Here is a 20,043-nt window from a genome sequence, read left to right as displayed (position 1 = left end):
TTATTCACCGTCCTTCAGCAAAGCCCGTGCGGCGGCAGTCAGCGATCCTTTTTTGGACGCGTACAGACTGTCGATACCTGCTTCGTTTTTCTTGAAGTCGCCGCCCATCCACGCACTGTAGTTCCAGTCGATGAATTTCTGGCGCAGCTGGTTAAAATAAGCGCGCGCGTCGTCTTTCGAGTCGAGCGCGAAATCGGCGCCGAGCACGCTCAGCAGTTTTTTGAACACGTACGTCTGGCGCTCCACGTCCGCGGCGGCGTCGACTTCATCGAACGAATTCTGCTGCAAATATACGGCGTCGAGGAATTCGCTTTTGAGATACAAAATGAAGTCTTCAAGGCTCGTTCCTTCTTCACCGACGACTTTCATCATCTGACCGACTTCCGCACCGCGGAACAGACAGCTCCGCGCGTAATCGACCCAATCATTACGGATGACGCTCGTATATTTCGACCACGAATCGTACGGGTTGATGGCCGGATATTTACGCGCGTCGGAACGTTCGCGAGAAAGACCGTGGAACGAACCGACGACTTTCAGCGTCGCCTGCGTAACGGGTTCTTCAAAGTTACCGCCTGCGGGCGATACCGTACCGCCGATCGTAACCGAACCGATCGAACCGTCGCTCAGCCGGACGACGCCGGCGCGTTCGTAGAACGCAGCGATGTACGATTCAAGGTACGCGGGGAACGCTTCTTCGCCGGGAATTTCTTCCAGACGGCCCGACATTTCACGCAAAGCCTGCGCCCAGCGGCTCGTCGAGTCCGCCAACAGCAGTACGTGCAGTCCCATCTGCCGGTAATATTCGGCGAGCGTTACGCCGGTGTATACCGAAGCTTCGCGCGCGGCGACCGGCATGGACGACGTGTTGCAGATAATGATCGTGCGTTCCATCAGGGACCGGCCGGTCCGGGGATCGGTCAGTTCGGGGAATTCTTTCAATATTTCAACTACTTCACCCGCGCGTTCGCCGCACGCGGCGACGATTACCACGTCCACGTCGGCGTTGCGGCTCGTCGTATGCTGCAAAACGGTTTTACCCGCACCGAACGGACCGGGAATACAATATGTACCGCCTTTGGCAACCGGAAAAAACGTATCGATGAGGCGGACTTTCGTAACCATCGTTTCTTCGGGCTTGAGCCGTTCGGCGTAGCAGTCCACCGCACGTTTTACCGGCCACTGAAAACTCATCGTAATATCGATGTCTTTGCCTTTTTCGTCGGTGAGAACGGCGATTTCATCGTGCACGTTGTATTCGCCGAAATGTTTTATCGATTTAACTTTATACGTTCCGTACATGCCGAACGGAACCATGATTTTATGGGTAAACGGGCCTTCGGGAACAGAACCGAGCACGTCGCCGCGGCGCACCGTGTCGCCCGGATTCGCAATCGGAGAGAATTCCCACACTTTTTCACCGGGAAGCGCTTCCAGATAAATACCGCGCTCCAGAAAGTACCCCGCTTTTTCGGCAAGCTGCGGAAGCGGATTCTGCAGTCCGTCGAAAACCTGACCGAGCAGTCCCGGTCCCAATTCTACGGAAAGCAGATCGCCGGTAAACGTAACTTCGTCACCGGTACTGATACCTTTCGTCATTTCATATACCTGCAGCTGAGCCTTTCCGCCGCGGATACGAATTACTTCGCTCTTGAGGCTTTTGCCGCCGACTGTCACGTAGCCTACTTCGTTCAATGAAACATTACCGTCGAACGCAACGCTTATCATGTTTCCATTGACGGCGACTACTTTTCCTTTTGTATCCGTCATATTGATTCTCCAAGTATCTTGTCATATATCGTCCGATAGGAAGCCGATCCCGCTTCTTCCGAAAACGATCTCATCCGCAGTGCGAGTTTCAGTTTGAGCGCGTATGCGTACACGGCGTCGGTTGAAAACGCGTCCAGCGGCGCAAAACGGTCGATCATATTTATACGGACTTCATTCAAATATTGCTCGGCCGCCAGAGGACTGTCCATTCCGCACGCAGTCCGCGCTATCTGCGCGATATCGGGCGGAACCGACACGTCGGACATATCGAACTCTTTTTTCAGTTTGAGCGCACGGATGCGGGCAAGCGCGCACCGCAGTTCGCGCTCCGTCTCATACCAGGCGTCAAGAAACGCGGAACCCGTTTTCCGACCGTTTCGAGGCGGTTCCAGTGAAACGGACTCCAAAATCTTCATGCTTTTGGCATCAAGAAAACGGGAACAGAGTTCGAGAAAGTATTTTTCTGTGACCGGCAGCGGCGCGCGTTCCGACGTTACGGAAAAAGAAGGCAGCTGCGACAGCAGATAATACCAGGTGCCCACTTAATTTTTTCCTTCAAAAGAACCGGCGGCGGCTTCTTTCATGATCGCCGCCGTCTTGGGGTTAAGATACGCCGAAAACAGGTCCGCAACCGCTTCAGCCGAAAAATCGTAATACGCCGCGCCGTCTTTCGTTCCGATCCGGAAACCGGCGTCGAGCGTCTTGTCCGCTTTCAATTCGAGTCCTTTGGACAATTCGTCTTTAAGCGCCGCTTTGAAACCGCTTTCCAAGGCAGCCAGATCTTTCGCGCTCAAAAGAACGGAAACGTTTTCCGCGCCGGTATCAGCGGCCCAGGCTTTCACGGTTTCCGGAATGAGCGTTTTAAGCATATCCGCGGAATACGCTGCGGCGGTCGCCGACGAAACGAGTGCGTCGAGTTCGGCGCTCACGCTGTCGCGGAACGACAGAATCAAATTGCGTCCGGCCTGACGGATCGCATCGATACTCGATTTTTCCATACGCTCGGTTTCAGATTTTCCGGCTTTAACGATTTCTGCCGCTTTTTCTTCTGCTTCAGCTATGATCGCAGCAGCCTTTTTTTCCGCATCGGCAACGATCGCCGCGGCGGAACTCTCGGCGGAAGCGACTCCGTCTTTCTTGATCTTATCGATCAATTCCTGTAATTGCACGTCCATCACGATACCTCAATAAAAATATTACAATATCAATTTTATCAGCACATACTTGTTTTCAGCGGCCGATGCTGCCGAAAATTTTCAATACATAAAAAATACACGTTCCCGCGCCTGAAAGTCAACCGTCGCACTACCAGGAGAAACCGTATATCGTCGTCGTACCGTATTTTTCACCGGCTTTGAGAATGCAGCAGGGAAATTCGGGTTTGTTCGGGGCGTCGGGATACTGCTGCGTTTCAAGACAAAACCCGCCGTGGTTCCGATAGTACATACCGTTTTTGCCCTGATCGCCTTCTATCCAATTCGCCGTATACAGCTGCACGCCCGGCTGGTCGGTAGAGACGGTCATCGTCCTTCCGGAATCCGGTTCGTAAACCGAAGCGAACTTTTGCAGTTTGCCTTTTTTGCGTTCTATGCAGTAGCAGTGGTCGTAGCCGGCGGCGCCGTTGAAGTCGCCCGTTTCCAAGCCCGGACCGATGGCCTTCCCGGCACGGAAATCGAACACGGTTCCTTCCACCGGAAGAATCTTTCCGCTGGGAATCCGATGCTCGTCCGCTTCCAGATAGGAATCGCAATTTATCGTAAACACGTGATTGCCGATATTTCCGGCCCCCTGCCCTTTCAAATTGAAATAACTGTGATTGGTAAAATTAACCGGAGTGGATTTATCACAGACCGCATCGTAATGCATGACCAACTCGTCGTGTTCGTTCAGCAAATACGTTACTTCCACCTGCATCGTGCCGGGCATTCCCTGCTCGCCGTCGGGACTGGTACGCGTAAAACGGACGCCGGAGCCGGTCGCCGTTTCGACGATTTCACTGTCCCAGATCTGTTTATCCCAGCGGAAATAGCCGCCGTGCAGACAATTTTCTCCGTCGTTTTTATCGAGCACGTATTCGGTACCGTCGAGCGAAAAGCGGGCGCCGGAAATACGGTTTGCAAAACGGCCGACGAACGAACCGTAACAGGCCGTAGAATCGACCAAGCCGCCGAACGTCGCCGGTCCCAGAATGATATCGTCTTTTCTTCCCGATTTGGAGGGAAGAACGATACTGGTAACAACGCATCCGTAATTCGTCACGGAAAAGGACATGCCGCCGTTGTCTATAGTATATAAATAAGCTTTTGTTCCGTCGGAAAGAAGACCGTATTTTCTTTTATTTATTTTCATGAGTAAATTATATACGATTTCAGTAATAATTCAAGCAAAAAAAATGTAAAAACCGGAAAAATCCCATTTTTCGTCTGGACAAGGAAAAAATCACGCTGCATACTGAACGGATATGGAAAGCATATATGACAAACTCGGCGATATGCTGCATTCGTATTTGGAAACAGGAGAATTGCCGCCGCGGCGCGAACGTCCGCCTCGGAAACAAAATCGGGAAAACGGGGAAAACGCGGATGATTCCCTCCCCGGTTCAGAGTTGCGCACCGTTCCGCCCAAACTGACGGCCGACTTTGCACGGCTCGGACTGCTTCCTGACAAAAACGAAGCCGGTTTACCGGCCGCTCCGGAATTCCGCCGCGTACGGGCGGCGTACGCGCGCGCGCTGAAAAGGATTCACCCCGATACGGCCGAACCGCCCGAAGCCGAACCGCTGCGGAAAACCGGCGGAGCGGAAACGGCGGAAAAACTGCAGGCGCTGACGGCCGCGTTTTCACGGATTAAAGCCTGGTACGAAAAACGGACCTGAACGGCCGACGAACCGTTCTGCGATTTGAACTGTTTCCCGCACACCGGCTTCCGCAGCCGCAAGCCGCGGAAACACCGGCCCGCACGATTTTATTCCACGTTTCCCTTATTCCACGTTCCGCGCCTGTTCACGGATATTTTCAAGCGCGTTTTTTGCCGTAATGACCATCGCCCCCACTTCCGGAAACTGATTTTTTGACCCGATCGTATTTATTTCGCGGTTGATTTCCTGACAGATAAAATCTATTTTGCGGCCGGGCGCGGGATTTTCGGCAAGTTCGGTTTTGAGCGCCGCAAGATGACTTTGCAGCCGCACGATTTCTTCGTTAATAGTATATTTTACGAGCATGGCCGCAATTTCGGTCATTACGCGCTGCGGATCGGCGGCATCTCCGAGCAATTCGTTAAAACGGCGCGTTATCGATTCCCTGAACAGCAATTCCATACGGGGCTGCCACTCTGCAAAAAACGCCGCGGCGGCGTCCAGTTCCGCAATCTTTGCGAACAAGTCCGTCCGCAGATTTTCGCCTTCACGCCGGCGATCCGCAATGAACGCGGTGAGCGCGCGGGTAAACACCGGTTCGATAAGCGTCCGGTAGCATTCCAGATCGAATTCACGGTGGCTGACGAGCACTCCTTCCTGTTGAACGATAAGCGAAAGCGGAACGCCGGCCGCACCGTTCGCATCACCGCGGCCGAGCGCTTCGGCAACCCGGCCTATGGCGTCCGCGTACGCGCGCGCGGCAGCCGTATCAACCGATACGCGGGTGTCGGTCGTTTCTTCGCGGATGCGGATGCTCACGTCCGTTTTTCCGCGCAGTACCGACGGGGTGATTTTTTCACGGAAAAAGGTTTCAAGGCGTCCCAAAAAGGACGGCAGATTGATAGTCAAATCCAAAAAGCGGGAATTGTACGATTTGATTTCAACCGAAACGGTATACGTTTCCCCCGTTTCTTCGACGTACGCATACCCTGTCATACTAGTCATCATTATTCTCCCGAAAACGTGCGGAACCGTACACGGCGCGCATCCTATTTTATGTTTTTCAATTCGTCGTACAGACGTTTGCCGATTTTCCAGTTGTCACCCGCACCCATCGTAACGAACACGGTGCCCGCCGGATACGCCGGATCGGGTGACGAAAGTTCGCGGTACAGATCATCGTGCGCATCCATGATTTCCGCATAATAGCGGACGTTCGCGTGAAAACGCTTTGTCCGCCCGAACAGCGTTTCGCCGGTAATCCCGGTTTCGCTGACGTTTTCACGCGCAGAACCGTAAATCTTATGCAGAATCACTTCGTCTGCGGCGCCGAAACACTGCGCGAACTCGTCGAGCAGCGCGGCAGTCCGCGTGTACGTGTGGGACATGAAATCGACCACCAGTTTGCGTCCCGGATAGAACGCGCGGTATCCGTCGAGCGTCGTCCGCACCGCCGTCGGGTGATGCCCGTAATCGTCGATAAAAACGACGTTTCCCGCGGTGCCGATGATTTCACTGCGCCGCCGTCCGCCGCGAAAACCGGCGAAAGCGGCAGCCAGCTTTTCCGCCGTTCGCGCGGAAAAAACGTGCGCCGGCGTCGCTTCAGCGGAAACGCCTTCGGAACGCAACTGCTCTTTCAGCAGTCCGCACGCGAGCGCGGCGGCGGCGGCGGCGTTTCTGACCAAATGGCGCCCCGGTATGCACAGATAAAACGAACGGTCGAATCCGGCGAGACTGAAATACTGCCTGCCGTCGCGGACGTCGCCGAACGTTACGCAGAACGGACCGGCCGCCTGCTCTCCGTACGGCGTCAGCAGTATGTCGGGACGGAGGGAACTCACCGAACGCGCCGTTTCGGCAGCTCCGGCATCGTCGGCACAGTAAATGAGTTCGCCGCCGTTCGGCAGCTTGAGCGCGTATTCGACGAACGCGTCGCGTATGGATTCGTAAGTCGGATAGTAATCCTGATGATCGCTTTCCACGCTGGTCAGGATGATTTTCTGCGGGTGAAACGCCATAAAATGACGCTGATATTCGCACGTTTCCGCAACGAAATACGTGTGCCCGTCGGTGAGCGTACAGGAGCCGTCCCCGCCGGCCGGGCCGAAAGAAGCGATAACGCTGCCGGCAAGCGTTTGGGCGGGAAGCGCCAATTCGTGCAGAATGGTACCGGCAAGCCCCGTCGTAGTCGTTTTACCGTGAACGCCCGCAATCCCGCAGCTGTACGCCGCCGCCGAAAGCTGCCCCAGCGCTTCCGAATACAGCAGCGCCGGTACGCCGCGGCGGTCGGCTTCGGCCAGATCGGGATTCGTCCTGCGATCGTAGGCAGAAGAATACACGACGCAATCGATGCGATCCGTAATATTTTCCGCAGAAAACGGCATCACGGCGACGCCGCATTTTTTCAGAATCGCGTCGGTATAAAAAACGTCGGCGACGTCACTGCCGGTAAGCACCGCACCGCGCGAAACCATGATTTCGGTCAGAGCGGCCATCCCCGTTCCTTTAATGCCGACGCAGTGTATGTGAATTCCGTTCAAATCCGGAGGCAATACGTAAGTATTCATAATATTTTCATATTATACGATTTCATATTTGTTTACAACCGTAAATATTACTGTTATACTGACAACATTATACTTGAATCGGAGGTACCTGGTGAAACATATCAAAACCGCATTGATAACCATTTTTGCAATAGTAATTTTTTGCGTATGTTCCATTTTCTTTACAATTTCGTACGCATTTTCGAGCAATGCCGTATCCGATACCGTTAACAGTGACCTCGTAATGACCGCGAAGGTCGTTGCGGATTACATTGAAACCGCTGTAAAAAAAGAAACCAGTCTGCTTGAAACGATAGCGCGCCGTCCCGATATTACGAACGCGGTGATACCGCTGGAACAGCGCGCGCGGCTGCTGCAGGAAGAACTCGATCAATACGACGACTGGCAGTATTTTCTGCTCAGCGACGTTTCGGGGCACACCGTCCGTTCCGACGGAACGGTTCTTGAACTGGCGGACCGCATATACGTTAAAGAAGCGCTGAAAGGCAGCACGTACGTAGCCGATCCTTCCGTCAGCAGCGTCGACAATTCGCTGGTACTGATGATCGCGACTCCCGTCAGGGACGCCGCCGGCAGAATCACCGGCGTATTGAGTCTTGACAAAAAAGGCGCCACGCTGTCTACGATTGCGTCGAAAATAACGATCGGCAAAACCGGATCGCCCTACATTTTAAGCAACACGACCGGTAATACGATCGGCGACAGCAACATTCAGGCGGTCATGGACGGTGAAAATATCGAAGAACTCGCCAAAACGGACAAAACTCTCGCGCAATTGGCCGCGTATCATAAAAGAATGCGCAGCGGCGAATCGGGAGTCGGTTCGTATACGTACAACGGCGAAAAACGGATCATGGCCTACGAGCAGGTAAACGGACAGAATTGGACGATCGTCTGCCGGGCCGCGTCCAAAGAATTCACCGGAATCATCGATACGATGAGAACGGTTTTACTGCTGTCGTCCTTTTGCTTGATCGGAGCCGGCATTGCCGCAGGCGCCGTGTACGCGACGAAGCTGACGCAGCCGGTAACGGTATTGCTGGACATATGTACGGCGATCACGGACGGCGATTTGGTGCAATCCCATATTACGGACGAACAGCGGCGGCTGATAACCCGGCGCAAAGACGAAATCGGGCATCTCGGACGGACTATGACGTCGATGAACGAATCGCTCAGCAATACGGTCGGTAAAATCGAAGTAACGGCGACGCAGATCGACGACGCGGCGAATCAGATTTCAGCTTCAAGTCAGACGCTGTCGTCCGGAGCTTCGGAACAGGCGGCGTCTACCGAAGAAATGTCCGCAACGATGGAACAGATGGCGGCGAATATCAGACACAACGCGGAAAACGCCGTCAATACCAGTTCCATTGCAAAACAGACTGCCGACGACAGCAAAGCCGGCGGCACGGCCGTACACGAAGCGGTCGGCGCAATCAGAGATATTTCGGCAAAGATCAATATTATTGAAGACATTGCAAGTCAGACGAACCTTTTGGCGCTCAACGCCGCGATAGAAGCGGCCCGCGCCGGTGAAGCCGGAAAAGGGTTCGCAGTCGTTGCAAGCGAAGTCAGAAAACTCGCCGAACGCAGTCAAATCGCCGCCGGTGAAATCAGCGAATTGTCTCTCAGAACGGTCGGCGCCGCAGAACAGGCAGGTTCGCTGATCGACAACGTCGTTCCCAATATCGAGAAAACAGCCTCGCTCGTCGATGAAATTACCGCATCAAGCAAAGAACAGGATTCGGGCGCGCAGCAAGTCAATCAGGCGATCATACAGCTGGACTCGGTCGTACAGAAAAACGCATCCGCATCCGAACAGCTGGCCGCAATGGCGGAAGAAATGTCCGCGAGCGCCGCCGAACTGATGCAGCAGCTGTCTTTCTATAAAACGGCGACAACCGTAAGATCAGCGGCGGTACCTGCGCCGGCAGCTGCGGAGGTACGACTTACGGGAACACCGGCCGCAAAGCCGGTAGTAAAACCGGCTGTACGTACGGCACCTGCAGCCGTAAAACCCGCGGCAAAGCCCGTCGGAACCGGTGCGAATTACGCGGCGGTAAAACGGCCGCCGGCGGATGTAAGCGACAGTGATTTTGAAGAGTTTTAACCCGTATCGGGCGAACGCGTGATACGCTCTCGCGGCGCCCGGTTTCGAGTCCGGTTCCAGCGGTAAGCACCGTACCGATTCGGTATTTTTTGCAGTCTGCATTGCAACTTTATCGTCAATCGGTGTTTCCGTAAAAACAATTTTACTGAGGAGATATTATGAACAAGAAAATACTTCCGTACTTTTTCTGCATTCCGTGCGCCGTTTTTTTACTGGGAGCGTGTACCGCACGGCAGCCGTCCGCCGCGCCGCGAACGGTCAGCGTAACCGGCAGCGGCGCCGTTTCCGTATTGCCGGACACGGCGACCATCCAGCTGTCGGTCGTTACCAGAGACGGATCGGTTACCGCAGCCGCTTCCGAAAACGCCAAATTGATGGCGCAAGTTCAGGACGCCATTCAGGCCGCCGGCATAAGTAAAGATTCGTTTTCAACTTCAAATTACAATATTTATCGGGAAAACACGTATTCCGACGGGAAAAGCATTCCCGGCGAGTACCGCGTGTCAAACATGCTGACCGTTACCGTGACGGAAATCACGGCAGCCGGCAATATAATCGACGCGGCGATCCGTGCCGGTGCGAACGAACTGTCGTCGCTTTCGTTCAGCGCGTCCGACACGGAAGAAGCCGTTCAGGAAGCCCGAAAACTGGCGGTAGTACAGGCACAACAGGCGGCGCGGCTGCTCGCCGAATCGTCCGGTGCGAAACTCGGCAAGATTCTCACCATTGCCGAAGAAAGTTACAATCAGCCGCTGTATTTGAGCAATCGAAAACTGATGGCTTCCGACGCTGCGGGTGTTACTCCGGTAAGCGCGGGAAAAACGGATATCACCGTTACGGTCCGCTCCGTTTATGAACTTGAATAAAATACGCAACAGCAGTATGATAGGCGCATTATGTTAGATTACAGATTTATCAAGGAAAATCTTGAAGCAGTAAAGAAAAACATCGCAGACCGCAACATGTCTGCGGATGCAGATATGGTCGTCAGCCTGTTCGATCAACGGACGGCGCTGGTAACGGAACTGCAGTCGCTGCAGCAGAAACGCAACGACAACGCGAAAGCGATGAAAGCGAAATTATCGGACGAGGAACGCCGAAAGCTTATCGAAGAAGGAAAATCATTTAAGGACCTGATCGCAGACTGTGAAAAGCGGCTAGCCGAAACCGAAGAACGCCTTGAACTCGAAGGCAGAAAGATTCCGAACATGGCGCACCCCGACGCACCGGTCGGTTCCGTGGACAGTGAAAATCTTGAAGTAAAACGGGTCGGCACACCGCGCACGTTTACGTTCAAGGCGAAAGATCACGTCCAGCTCGGACAGGAACTCGATTTGATCGATTTCGACGCGGCGACCAAAGTTTCCGGTAATAAATTTTATTATCTGAAAAACGAAGCCGTCTTTTTGGAGCAGTCGCTCGTCATGTACGCGCTGAACATTCTGCGCAAACACGGCTTCACGCCGTTTATCACGCCCGACGTTGCCCGCGAAGAAGTGCTGCAGGGAATAGGATTCAACCCGCGCGGAAACGAATCGAACGTGTACGCGCTGGAAGACGAACACGCCTGTCTCGTTGCGACGGCGGAAATTACGCTCGGCGGATACCATTCGGGCGAAATTCTCGACAAATCGAAGCTGCCGCTTCTATACTGCGGACTGTCGCACTGTTTCCGCCGGGAAGCCGGTGCAGCCGGACAGTTTTCCAAAGGATTGTACCGCGTTCATCAGTTTACCAAGCTCGAAATGTTCGTTTATTGTCTGCCCGAACAATCCGACGCGCTGCATGAAAAGCTGCGCCTGATAGAAGAAGAAATTTTTACCGGCCTCGGTCTGCCGTTCCGCGTCGTCGACACGTGTACTGGTGATTTAGGCGCGCCCGCATACCGCAAATGGGATCTTGAAGCCTGGATGCCCGGCCGCGGCGAAACCGGCGACTGGGGAGAAGTAACGTCGACTTCAAACTGCACCGACTTTCAGGCGCGCAGATTGAACGTCCGGTATAAGGATGACGACGGAAAAAACAAATACGTGCACATGCTCAACGGAACGGCGGTCGCCGTTTCACGCGCATTGGTCGCGATTCTTGAAAATTATCAAAACGAAGACGGCAGTATTTCCGTACCCGCGGCGCTCGTTCCATTCTGCGGTTTCGATACGATACGGAATCGGTAGCGTTCGACGGGCCGGAAACATTTCGATTCAGCCGGCCCGTTTTCCAACCGTCCGGGAGGATCCGGTTTGAAGCAAATCAACTTTGCACGGGGCATTTTCCTGCTTCTGCTTTTTATCTGTGCGGTCATTACCGGAACTTTGCTTAAAATCACCGCTTCGGTGGTGATCCCGGTTACGGTCGCCGTGCTGCTTGCGTTCGTTTTTCAGCCGTTGATCGCGGCATTGAACAAACGGTTTCATATTCCCGTCGGCATCGGCATTACGATCATATTCGTAATATTGTTCGTCGCGATGCTCGTTATCGGCAATCTGCTGTTTTCGAGCTTCAAGACGATTTTCGCGTTGTATCCTAAGTACGAAGAACGTTTGACCGTCATTTACGAAACGGTGGCAACCATTTTCAAGCTGCCGTTCGACGAAGAAACGAGTCTGTTTGAAAATCTGTGGGGACAACTGGGTATCCGCACCGCAATACAGAACGCGGCCGTGTCTCTCTCAAACATATTGATAGCGTTCGTAAAAAATCTGACGGTCGTATCATTGTTCGTCATTTTTTTTCTTGCTGAATTACGTTTATTTAAAACGAAAGCGGCCGTTGCGTTCGACGGTCAAAACTCGGGCAAAATCACGCTGATCATAAAAGATATCATTCTGCAGGTAACCCGATACATTTCCGTTAAATTCTTCATATCTCTTCTTACCGGCGTTCTGGTTTTTCTGGGAACGCTCGCCGTGCACATGGATTTCCCCATCGTTTGGGGATTTTTGGCGTTTATCCTGAATTTCATACCGAATTTCGGCTCGATCATATCGGGTCTGATCACCACGCTGTTCGCGCTCATTCAGTTTTGGCCCAAACCCGGCCCGGTCGTGTTCGTAGGCTTTTTAATGATAGCCGTCAACATGATACTCGGCAATATCGTCGAACCGCGTATTCAGGGGCGCAATTTGGGATTATCGCCGTTCGTCATCATCGTATCGCTGTCCGTTTGGGGCTGGATGTGGGGTTTTATGGGGATGCTGCTGGCGGTTCCGATGATGGTGATTCTGAAAATCATCTGCGAAAACGTATCCATTTTGAAGCCACTGTCAATTCTGATGGGATCGAAACCGACAGAAGAAGTGCCGTCTGAAAAATAAAACGGATACGCAGCCGATCAAGCCGGCTTCCGTATCCGTCTTCTGTTCCGTTTTACATATCCGCTTGCCACAAACCGTGGATATTGCACATGGCGTACACGGTTACCGGTTTTTCCTGTTTTGCAAGAACGAAATCGGCTTTCGGCTCCTGTCCGGGAGCGAGCGTCCTGATATGGAATCCGGTATCGGTGCGGAGCAGTATCCATAAAATATAATGTTCCGCAGTCATCGGATGAAGCGTGCTGCCGACGTCCACCGAAACGGTATCCGCGTGCCGCACCGCAACGGGTACGTGTTTTTCATGAGAAGCTTCAACGACGCCGGCAGCGAGCGGCGCCGTTCCCTCCGGCGCATTGGGAACGGTTCCCGGAATTTTCAGCAAAACTGATTTACAATCGCCGCATAAAAGGAATTCCGTATTCATATTCATAAGCAATCCTCCGTAATAGTTTCTCTATTTAATATACGCGATTCCCTGGGGAAATACCACCGTTTACGCGCGATTACGTATATTTTTTACCGGTAAACGATTCGTACAGAAACCGGCAGTCTTCCCGCTTAACGTCCGCCAACCGGCACACGGCGGCCGTTTTTCCGGCAGGTCCCGAATACAGTTCGGCGACCGTACACGAAACCGTAATCGTGCGCACCAGCGACTGCAGCGGAATACGCATCAAAACCGGATACGGAACGTCTTTCTGCAGCGGAAACGTACCGCTCCCGCAGCCGAAAACTACCGCCGAATCGCTCATATACAGCAGCGAGAGCGGTTCCGCCCTATCCTTCAGCGGAGGCATCGGCGCCGCTTCCGCGCCGAAATACGCGCATATTGCCAGCAAAGCGGCCGTTTCCGCAAAATCCGCCGCGCCGAAGTATTTTTTTTCTATCATAAAAACCGGCGTCGGTTCAGCCGCACGCGGATATCCCGGCATGAAATACAGCGCGGAATCCAGCGCGGCGGCGGCAGCAAACGCCGTCCGCGATTCGATTCCCTGCGGAAAATCGGAAACCAGCAGGCACGCGTCCACCGGAAACGGCGCTTCACCGGGAATGTGGCCGCCGTCTATCCACAGCGCTTTGCCGGTCTGCTTCATCACGCGCGCCAAGACGGACGGAACGGAAACGGAACGTCCTTTGCAAAGCGCGCGCACGAACGGTTCCGTTTCCGCCATACGGTCCGCATCAAAAGACTGCCAAGTGCGAAAATTGAACGGCGGATACGCAGGTTCTTCGATGCATTCCAGATATTCGCCTTTAAAATCTTCGTTAAGAAAAATCGTACCGGAAAACGAAGTTTCCGCCGACGAATCGGCACCGGTCAGCCGCAGGATTTCCCGCGGAACGGCGACGGCGTACGAACCGGATTGCAGCGCGTCGATCTGGCCTGAAAAAAACAGCCCCAGCTTGCGGAAATAAAATCTGATCTGTACGGTGCGGCCGGCAAACTCCGGCGGAAACACGTCCGGATTCGTAAACAATATGATTCCTTCCGGCAGCACGCGGACACCTTTTTCACCGGTCGTAAACGAAAAGATCCGCTGCGCCGGCTGGTCGGGAACAAGCGTAAAATCGATTTTACCGTCCGTCAGATAAGAAACGATGAGATCGCGTTCTATGCCGGACAAAACGTTATTCATAAACGAACGCTCCGTACGTGATTTGGTCTATATACCAACGGGAATCCGACTGCGCAACGTACGCATGCAGGTCGATATATCCGTTATCCGCGTAAAACCGAACGGGAATCTGCCGAAAAGAATCAACATCGAACGGTTTACCCAATACGTACCGCGTCAGCAGCGGTACGCGCGAAACATCGTACAGAAAAACGGTCAGCAAATACGCGCGGCCGGCTCCCATATACGCGTACAAAGGTTCCGCAGACGCAGTTTCGTTCCGATACGAACGCACGCCCGAGCAGAACGAGACGAGCATTTCCCGCAGCTCCGCCGGAACGGACGACGTATCAAGGCTGCCGAATCCGGCGACGGCCGGATATACCGGAACTCCGGACGGACGCAGCAGCGCGGATTCAACGGAAGACAGCGCCGGCATTTTAAAACCGGTTCCCGCCGCCGCTTTTATTTCCGCCGAATTCCGTGCTTCCAATTCCGGCGTCCATCGTACGGCCGAGGCTGCTTCGGTTACGCTCGATTTTACCGTTTCGCCGTCATCAATACCGGCAAACGCGCCGTTTTGCGGATTCGAGCAGGAAACGATACAGAAACAGAGTGCGGCGTACCAGAAAAAAAAGCGATCCATGGTTTCATTATAATATGTTTATTCCGGTTCGCGCAAGCATAAAATACGCTGCCGGGAGTGAGACGCGGACGTTGCCAGAGGAATGCAGCGCGGCCACTGTCGGGAGTGAGGCGCGGACGTTGCCAGAGGAATGCAGCGCGGCCACTGCCGGGAGTGAGGCGCGGACGTTGCACATTTCGCCGGATTAGGATATGATTCAGCGACATGACAGCAGGAGAAAAACAGACTTTTTACCAGTTACTCAAAACGGCGGATCGCTGGATCCGCGGATATCCGTCCGCCGTTTTTACCGCACCGCAGCCGGTATTCGGCGACGACGTACGCGTACTGCCGCCGCAACCGTCGGTACGTGCGGCGGTAGCCGCGGATACGCTGCCGGAAACCGCCGCAGCGCTTGAGCGTATCGTGCAGAAGATCGCGGGCTGCACCCGCTGCCAACTGTGCAAAACGCGGAAAAACACGGTTCCGGGAATCGGCGTGCCCAATCCGGCCGTCATGGTGATCGGAGAAGGACCCGGAGCGGATGAAGACGCGAGCGGCATTCCGTTCGTCGGCAGAGCGGGTCAATTGCTGGACAAAATGCTCGCGTCCATATCGCTTTCCCGAACGACGAACTGCTACATTGCGAACATCGTCAAATGCCGGCCGCCGGGAAACCGAGATCCGCTGCCGGAAGAAAGCGAAGCGTGCGCGGCTTTTCTTGAAGCGCAGATCAGTCTTCTGAAACCGGCGGCAATACTTGCCGTCGGCAGGGTCGCCGCTCAAAATCTGCTCAAAACGACGGTCGGCATCGGTAAATTGCGCGGCAAATTCACCGAATACAACGGCATTCCGTTTTTGGCAACGTATCATCCGAGCGCACTGCTGCGTAACGAAGACCTCAAACGCCCGGCATGGGAAGATTTGAAACTGTTCAGAAGCGGACTGCAGCAGCTGTATCCCGAATACGACGTTCCGTTCAAGGCGGCCCGACCGCAATGATCCGTTACGTTGAAACCGTGCTGAACGTGCCGCTTCCGCAAAGTTTCACGTATTTGGCGGACGGCGACACGGCAGAAGCCGTTCGGCCGGGAATGCGGGCTGAAGTCCGCTTCGGTTCACGGCGGATGACCGCGTTCATCGTGAGTGTCGCCGACGTTCCGCCCGCGCATTTAGCGGTTCCTGCGGAAAAATTGAAATACCTCACCCGCCTGCTCGACGCGGAACCCGTTTTCACCGCCGAACATATCGCCCTTTCAGCCTGGATCGCCCGATATTACCTGTGCACGCAGGGAGAAGCCATCTCCGCGATGATTCCGTCCGGAAAACGGGAAACCGACAGTCCGGGATTTTCTTTTACCGACGACGCAATCGAATTCGAGGCGCGCACGCTTTCGGAAGAACAAAAACGTGCGGCGGAAGGTATTTTCGCTCCGGGTTCAAAGCTGCATTACGTGTACGGCCCGACGGGAACCGGCAAAACGGAAGTGTTTTTGCAGGCGGCGCAGAAAATGCTGGACGAAGGCAAAGGCGTCATTTATCTGGTCCCCGAAATCGGCCTCACCCACCAAGTCAGGGAAGCCGTCGTCCGCCGTTTCGGACACACGGCGGCGGTGCTGCATTCGGAATTGACGCCGAGTCAGCGGCTCAAACAATGGAAACGGATACTCGAAAAAGACGCGCGCGTCGTTATCGGCGCACGAAGCGCGGTTTTTGCGCCCGTACCCGATCTGGGACTCATCATCATAGACGAAGAACACGACGGTTCGTATAAATCGGGAACCACTCCGCGGTATCACGCACGGCAAGTCGCCATGCACCGCTGTGCGGAACACGGTATACCGCTTGTCATGGGAAGCGCGACGCCGTCCGTAGAAGCGTGGCATCTGATGCAAACCGGCGCAATCGCCCGGCATACGCTCACGCAGCGTCTGGCAGGCGGCGCTCAGCCCGAAATCGAAGTGGTCAATTTGTCGGAAGCGGGAACGGCCGACGGCTGTCTGTCGGAGCGGCTGTGTGCGGAAATCAGACGGACGCTCGACGAAAAACGGCAGACAATCCTGTTTTTGAACAGACGGGGATTCACCCATTTTTTCAGATGCAATACGTGCGGATACGAGCTTACCTGCAAAAACTGCTCGGTCGCCCTCACCTACCACAAGCACGAAAAACGCCTGCGCTGCCATTACTGCGGCTGGTTGGTGGAGCCGCCGTCGTTGTGTCCCGAATGCGGTTCCGTCGACGTCGGTTATTCGGGGTTCGGCACAGAATTCATTGAAGCCGAGACGAAAGCTAAATTTCCGCAGGCGCGCGTCAGCAGAATAGACACGGACAGTTTGACGAAAAAGGGCGAACTGCAGGAAAAACTCGCCGAATTCAGAAACGGTGAAGTCGACATACTGCTCGGCACGCAGATGGTTGCGAAAGGACTTAATTTTCCGAATCTGAAGCTGGTAGGCGTCGTGCTTGCCGATACGGGACTGCACATGCCCGATTTCCGGGCAGCCGAACGGACGTTCGCGCTCATCACGCAGGTCGCCGGCCGCGCGGGGCGATTTTTTCCCGACGGAAAGGTCATCGTACAAAGTTTCAGCCCCGACCGGGACGCGATCGCGCGCGCGTGTAAGGGAGACGCCGCCGGATTTTACGCACAGGAGCTGTCCCAGCGGCAGCTGCTCGGATTTCCGCCGTTTTGCCGAATGATACGGCTCGTGTTCAGATCGGCGATTTCAGAAACGGCACAGCACGCAGCCGAAGGAGCGGCGGTCATCCTCGCCGAAGAAGTACGGAAACTGAACGGAACCCGGCTGGAAGCATCGCGGGAACCTGCGCACCGGACGGACGGCGTGCAAGCCGACGCGACACAAATCGAAATACTCGGCCCGTCCGAATGCCCGCTGGCAATGATTGCGGCGAATTACCGGTGGCAAGTGCTTTTGCGCGGTCCGTCCGTAAGCGCGCTGCAGAGCGTCTGCGCGCGATTCATCTACGGATACAAAGCGCCGCTGCACGTGTACATTGAAGCCGACGTAGATCCGGTCAGTTTACTGTAACGGGCGCTCCGATGTCTCGGCAAATCAGTGCCGTTTGCAGGATTCAAAATCGACGTTCCATAAAAAAAGTCCCTGCGGCGGCGCGGTAGGACCGGCCGAACGGCGGTCTCGGGCACGAAGGATTTCCGCAAAAAAATCGGCGTCTTTTCCTTTCTGTTCGTAATACACGAGCGAGCCGACGACGGAACGCACCATTTTCCACAAAAACGCGTTAGCGGCTATTTCAAACACGAGTTTATCACCGTCGGCGTAAAAAACGGCTTTTTCGAGATACCGTTTTTTCGATTCGCACGGATCGCCGGCAGCCGCAAAAGTCGTACAGTCGATTTCTCCGTACAGACACGAAGCCATGCGGTTAAGCCGGGCGATATCGGGATACCGCCGTATCGGCCAGACGTAGCGCGTTTCGTGGGCGGGAGGAGTCGCTCCGCAATAGAGAAAGTAGCGATACGTTCTCATCCGGGCGTCGAATCGCGCGTGAAAACCGGGCGGAACTTCCCGGGCGGCGGTAACGCGGACATCGGGCGGCAGCGAACTGTTCAGCGCGGGCACGTAATTTTCCGGCGGAACGGAATCGAACGGCGACAGGAAGTTCGCCGCTTGGGCGAACGCGTGAACGCCGGAATCGGTCCGGCCGGATCCGGTGAGCGCGACGGGCGTTTTGAGCATGATCCGGAGCGCGCGCTCCAATTCAGCCTGTACGGTCCGCACCGGCTCGCCCCGATCGGCGTGATCCTGCCGCTGCCAGCCGCAAAAATCGGTTCCGTCGTATGAAACGGTCAGCAAAACGTTTTTCATATCGGCGCTCAGTCGTCGTCCAAGTCGATATCGATATCGGAAGCGTCTTTCAGCTCCTTTGCAATACTGTCGTACAAATTGCGCGAATGTTCCAAAAGCGGTCCCGGCTTGTTTTTGGACGATTTTCCCAATCCGAAGATACGGGCAATCGCGCGTTTATATTCGTCGAGTTTTTTCAGCCGGAGATTATTGTCTTCGCGCTGCCCGTATTTGTATTCGAGCAGCCCGCACAAATAGACGACGCCGTCGTAACCGTAATTTTTATCGATATCCGGCCCGAAATTCGCAACGCCCGCAATACTTTCCACGCGGCCGGTTTCATATTCGAGCGCCTGCTGGTAGAAAAACATCGCCTTCCGGTAAAATACTTGCTGAACGTAATCGTAATTGCGGCCGGGACACACGGCGTTCAAATCACCGCACAGCCAGGCAAGGCGCAGCGCGATAATCGCTTTTTTTATCGTCGGAGAATAGGCGGCGGACGTTTTTTCATACGTAAGCAGCGCCAGATAGTACATCGCCGCGCCGTCGAACAGCGTCCGGTTCCGAGTCAGATTGTAATACGGGAATACGGCGGAAACGGCTTTTTTCCGTTCGTCTTCGTTTTCAAGAATGATTTTGGCGTCGTCGGGAGCAAGCGTCTTGAAATCGTTCCAGAACAAGGCGGTGTGGCACACCGGACACGCGCCGATCGCGTACAGCAGCGGATACACGGGGCCGAACCGGGCCGACGGCTCGAAAATACGGTGCAGTTCGTCCGTCAGGCTTCCGGCAATCATACGGCCGCCGCCGCTCAGCATGTCTTCATGTTCAAACGATTTGCGGCATACCGGACAATAAACTTTGTCCTTGGTATAATACGATATTACCGGTTTCTTTCCTTCATCCGGCGCTTTCCGCGTTGTGCGCACCATATCCGCCTCCTCTGTGTACCGCCTCAATTTATATTTTTTCAAGCACCACGTACGCGACGGCGTATTCCGTCTCGTGACTTAAAGATACGTGAACCGTATTCGCACCGGAAAGCTCGAACAGTTTTTTTGCGGAGCCGTGCAGCTCAAGATGCGGCCGTCCCCTGAAATCGGGCACGACGCAAATATCCTGCAAGGTCAAACCAGTAAGTCCGCTGCCGAGCGCTTTGCCGAACGCTTCTTTTGCCGCGAAGCGCACCGCCAGCGATTCCGCCGCACGGCTGCCGCCGCGGTCGAGCACGGTCAGCTCGTCGCAATGAAAAAAACGCTCCGCAAGATTCCGGTTTTCCGTCCATCGGATAAATCGGGTTACTTTTACAATATCAATACCTATGCCGATAATCATCCGTGCCGGTCCT

The 20,043-nt window shown here is 54.5% G+C and carries 19 protein-coding genes; 7 read left to right on the top strand and 12 right to left on the bottom strand.

Annotation, left to right across the window (positions count from 1 at the left end):
• The 4 genes from TREBR_RS06070 to TREBR_RS06055 form a co-directional block, all read right to left on the bottom strand.
• On the bottom strand, positions 1–1,770 hold the full coding sequence (locus TREBR_RS06070) for a V-type ATP synthase subunit A (protein ID WP_013758320.1): 1,770 nt from the start codon (positions 1,768–1,770) through the stop codon (positions 1–3).
• A complete protein-coding gene (locus TREBR_RS06065; RefSeq protein ID WP_013758319.1) occupies positions 1,767–2,312 on the bottom strand; it encodes a DUF2764 family protein in 546 nt (181 codons plus the stop codon). The genes TREBR_RS06070 and TREBR_RS06065 overlap by 4 nt, the downstream gene beginning before the upstream one ends.
• Positions 2,313–2,945 (bottom strand): ATP synthase subunit E, encoded by a 633-nt coding sequence (locus TREBR_RS06060; RefSeq protein ID WP_013758318.1) that lies wholly within the window; start codon positions 2,943–2,945, stop codon positions 2,313–2,315.
• A 130-nt stretch (positions 2,946–3,075) separates the two neighbouring features.
• Positions 3,076–4,119 carry an aldose epimerase family protein gene (locus TREBR_RS06055; protein ID WP_013758317.1) on the bottom strand — a complete coding sequence of 348 codons (1,044 nt, stop codon included), beginning with the start codon at positions 4,117–4,119 and terminating at the stop codon, positions 3,076–3,078.
• Positions 4,120–4,231: 112 nt separating this feature from the next.
• On the opposite strand from TREBR_RS06055, the gene TREBR_RS06050 reads away from it, so the two are divergent.
• The gene (locus TREBR_RS06050) at positions 4,232–4,645 is read left to right on the top strand and encodes a hypothetical protein (RefSeq protein WP_013758316.1); all 414 of its coding nucleotides are present in this window, start codon (positions 4,232–4,234) and stop codon (positions 4,643–4,645) included.
• A gap of 105 nt (positions 4,646–4,750) precedes the next feature.
• Here the strand turns inward: TREBR_RS06050 and TREBR_RS06045 are convergent, their stop codons facing one another.
• Positions 4,751–5,632, bottom strand: a complete 882-nt coding sequence (locus tag TREBR_RS06045) for a YicC/YloC family endoribonuclease (RefSeq protein WP_013758315.1) — start codon at positions 5,630–5,632, stop codon at positions 4,751–4,753.
• 44 nt (positions 5,633–5,676) lie between these two features.
• Positions 5,677–7,194: a UDP-N-acetylmuramate--L-alanine ligase gene (gene murC / locus TREBR_RS06040; protein WP_013758314.1), complete on the bottom strand. Its 1,518-nt coding sequence runs from the start codon at positions 7,192–7,194 to the stop codon at positions 5,677–5,679.
• Between the two features lie 91 nt (positions 7,195–7,285).
• Between murC and TREBR_RS14640 the strand changes: the two genes are divergently transcribed.
• The 4 genes from TREBR_RS14640 (at position 7,286) to TREBR_RS06020 (ending at position 12,621) form a co-directional block, all read left to right on the top strand.
• The gene (locus TREBR_RS14640; RefSeq protein WP_013758313.1) at positions 7,286–9,307 is read left to right on the top strand and encodes a methyl-accepting chemotaxis protein; all 2,022 of its coding nucleotides are present in this window, start codon (positions 7,286–7,288) and stop codon (positions 9,305–9,307) included.
• 158 nt (positions 9,308–9,465) lie between these two features.
• Complete coding sequence (locus TREBR_RS06030) at positions 9,466–10,173, top strand: SIMPL domain-containing protein (protein WP_013758312.1); 708 nt, start codon at positions 9,466–9,468, stop codon at positions 10,171–10,173.
• Positions 10,174–10,203: 30 nt separating this feature from the next.
• Positions 10,204–11,481 (top strand): serine--tRNA ligase, encoded by a 1,278-nt coding sequence (gene serS, locus TREBR_RS06025; RefSeq protein WP_013758311.1) that lies wholly within the window; start codon positions 10,204–10,206, stop codon positions 11,479–11,481.
• 66 nt (positions 11,482–11,547) lie between these two features.
• Positions 11,548–12,621, top strand: a complete 1,074-nt coding sequence (locus TREBR_RS06020) for an AI-2E family transporter (protein WP_013758310.1) — start codon at positions 11,548–11,550, stop codon at positions 12,619–12,621.
• A gap of 52 nt (positions 12,622–12,673) precedes the next feature.
• Here the strand turns inward: TREBR_RS06020 and TREBR_RS06015 are convergent, their stop codons facing one another.
• The 3 genes from TREBR_RS06015 to TREBR_RS06005 form a co-directional block, all read right to left on the bottom strand.
• Positions 12,674–13,051, bottom strand: a complete 378-nt coding sequence (locus TREBR_RS06015; protein ID WP_013758309.1) for a desulfoferrodoxin family protein — start codon at positions 13,049–13,051, stop codon at positions 12,674–12,676.
• 73 nt (positions 13,052–13,124) lie between these two features.
• Positions 13,125–14,258 carry a hypothetical protein gene (locus tag TREBR_RS06010; RefSeq protein ID WP_013758308.1) on the bottom strand — a complete coding sequence of 378 codons (1,134 nt, stop codon included), beginning with the start codon at positions 14,256–14,258 and terminating at the stop codon, positions 13,125–13,127.
• A complete protein-coding gene (locus TREBR_RS06005) occupies positions 14,251–14,883 on the bottom strand; it encodes a hypothetical protein (RefSeq protein ID WP_013758307.1) in 633 nt (210 codons plus the stop codon). Before TREBR_RS06005 ends, TREBR_RS06010 begins: the two co-directional genes overlap by 8 nt.
• A gap of 204 nt (positions 14,884–15,087) precedes the next feature.
• On the opposite strand from TREBR_RS06005, the gene TREBR_RS06000 reads away from it, so the two are divergent.
• Together TREBR_RS06000 and priA are read left to right on the top strand one after the other, a co-directional pair.
• Positions 15,088–15,864, top strand: coding sequence for a uracil-DNA glycosylase (locus TREBR_RS06000; RefSeq protein WP_013758306.1), 777 nt, complete (start codon positions 15,088–15,090; stop codon positions 15,862–15,864).
• Positions 15,861–17,915 (top strand): replication restart helicase PriA, encoded by a 2,055-nt coding sequence (gene priA, locus TREBR_RS05995; protein ID WP_013758305.1) that lies wholly within the window; start codon positions 15,861–15,863, stop codon positions 17,913–17,915. Before TREBR_RS06000 ends, priA begins: the two co-directional genes overlap by 4 nt.
• A 24-nt stretch (positions 17,916–17,939) precedes the next feature.
• Here the strand turns inward: priA and truA are convergent, their stop codons facing one another.
• From truA to TREBR_RS05980, 3 genes are read right to left on the bottom strand one after another with little or no spacing between them, the layout of a single operon-like run.
• Complete coding sequence (truA, locus tag TREBR_RS05990) at positions 17,940–18,713, bottom strand: tRNA pseudouridine(38-40) synthase TruA (RefSeq protein ID WP_013758304.1); 774 nt, start codon at positions 18,711–18,713, stop codon at positions 17,940–17,942.
• 8 nt (positions 18,714–18,721) lie between these two features.
• The gene (locus TREBR_RS05985) at positions 18,722–19,627 is read right to left on the bottom strand and encodes a DUF2225 domain-containing protein (RefSeq protein WP_013758303.1); all 906 of its coding nucleotides are present in this window, start codon (positions 19,625–19,627) and stop codon (positions 18,722–18,724) included.
• A gap of 28 nt (positions 19,628–19,655) precedes the next feature.
• Complete coding sequence (locus tag TREBR_RS05980; protein ID WP_013758302.1) at positions 19,656–20,030, bottom strand: holo-ACP synthase; 375 nt, start codon at positions 20,028–20,030, stop codon at positions 19,656–19,658.
• Positions 20,031–20,043: the final 13 nt, after the last annotated feature.

The sequence above is a fragment of the Treponema brennaborense DSM 12168 genome (assembly GCF_000212415.1).
GTDB classification, from domain to species: Bacteria; Spirochaetota; Spirochaetia; order Treponematales; family Treponemataceae; genus Treponema_F; species Treponema_F brennaborense.
The sequence above is the reverse complement of the archived record's forward strand: the minus strand, read 5'-3'. Positions and strand labels throughout refer to the sequence as shown.

What these genes read in the sequence shown, in the direction of transcription:
- TREBR_RS06070 (WP_013758320.1), bottom strand. Translation starts at nt 1,770, where the DNA reads ATGACGGATACAAAAGGAAAAGTAGTCGCCGTCAATGGAAACATGATA.
- TREBR_RS06060 (WP_013758318.1), bottom strand. Translation starts at nt 2,945, where the DNA reads ATGGACGTGCAATTACAGGAATTGATCGATAAGATCAAGAAAGACGGA.
- TREBR_RS06055 (WP_013758317.1), bottom strand. Translation starts at nt 4,119, where the DNA reads ATGAAAATAAATAAAAGAAAATACGGTCTTCTTTCCGACGGAACAAAA.
- TREBR_RS06050 (WP_013758316.1), top strand. Translation starts at nt 4,232, where the DNA reads ATGGAAAGCATATATGACAAACTCGGCGATATGCTGCATTCGTATTTG.
- TREBR_RS06045 (WP_013758315.1), bottom strand. Translation starts at nt 5,632, where the DNA reads ATGACTAGTATGACAGGGTATGCGTACGTCGAAGAAACGGGGGAAACG.
- murC (WP_013758314.1), bottom strand. Translation starts at nt 7,194, where the DNA reads ATGAATACTTACGTATTGCCTCCGGATTTGAACGGAATTCACATACAC.
- TREBR_RS06030 (WP_013758312.1), top strand. Translation starts at nt 9,466, where the DNA reads ATGAACAAGAAAATACTTCCGTACTTTTTCTGCATTCCGTGCGCCGTT.
- serS (WP_013758311.1), top strand. Translation starts at nt 10,204, where the DNA reads ATGTTAGATTACAGATTTATCAAGGAAAATCTTGAAGCAGTAAAGAAA.
- TREBR_RS06015 (WP_013758309.1), bottom strand. Translation starts at nt 13,051, where the DNA reads ATGAATATGAATACGGAATTCCTTTTATGCGGCGATTGTAAATCAGTT.
- TREBR_RS06010 (WP_013758308.1), bottom strand. Translation starts at nt 14,258, where the DNA reads ATGAATAACGTTTTGTCCGGCATAGAACGCGATCTCATCGTTTCTTAT.
- TREBR_RS06005 (WP_013758307.1), bottom strand. Translation starts at nt 14,883, where the DNA reads ATGGATCGCTTTTTTTTCTGGTACGCCGCACTCTGTTTCTGTATCGTT.
- TREBR_RS06000 (WP_013758306.1), top strand. Translation starts at nt 15,088, where the DNA reads ATGACAGCAGGAGAAAAACAGACTTTTTACCAGTTACTCAAAACGGCG.
- priA (WP_013758305.1), top strand. Translation starts at nt 15,861, where the DNA reads ATGATCCGTTACGTTGAAACCGTGCTGAACGTGCCGCTTCCGCAAAGT.
- truA (WP_013758304.1), bottom strand. Translation starts at nt 18,713, where the DNA reads ATGAAAAACGTTTTGCTGACCGTTTCATACGACGGAACCGATTTTTGC.
- TREBR_RS05985 (WP_013758303.1), bottom strand. Translation starts at nt 19,627, where the DNA reads ATGGTGCGCACAACGCGGAAAGCGCCGGATGAAGGAAAGAAACCGGTA.
- TREBR_RS05980 (WP_013758302.1), bottom strand. Translation starts at nt 20,030, where the DNA reads ATGATTATCGGCATAGGTATTGATATTGTAAAAGTAACCCGATTTATC.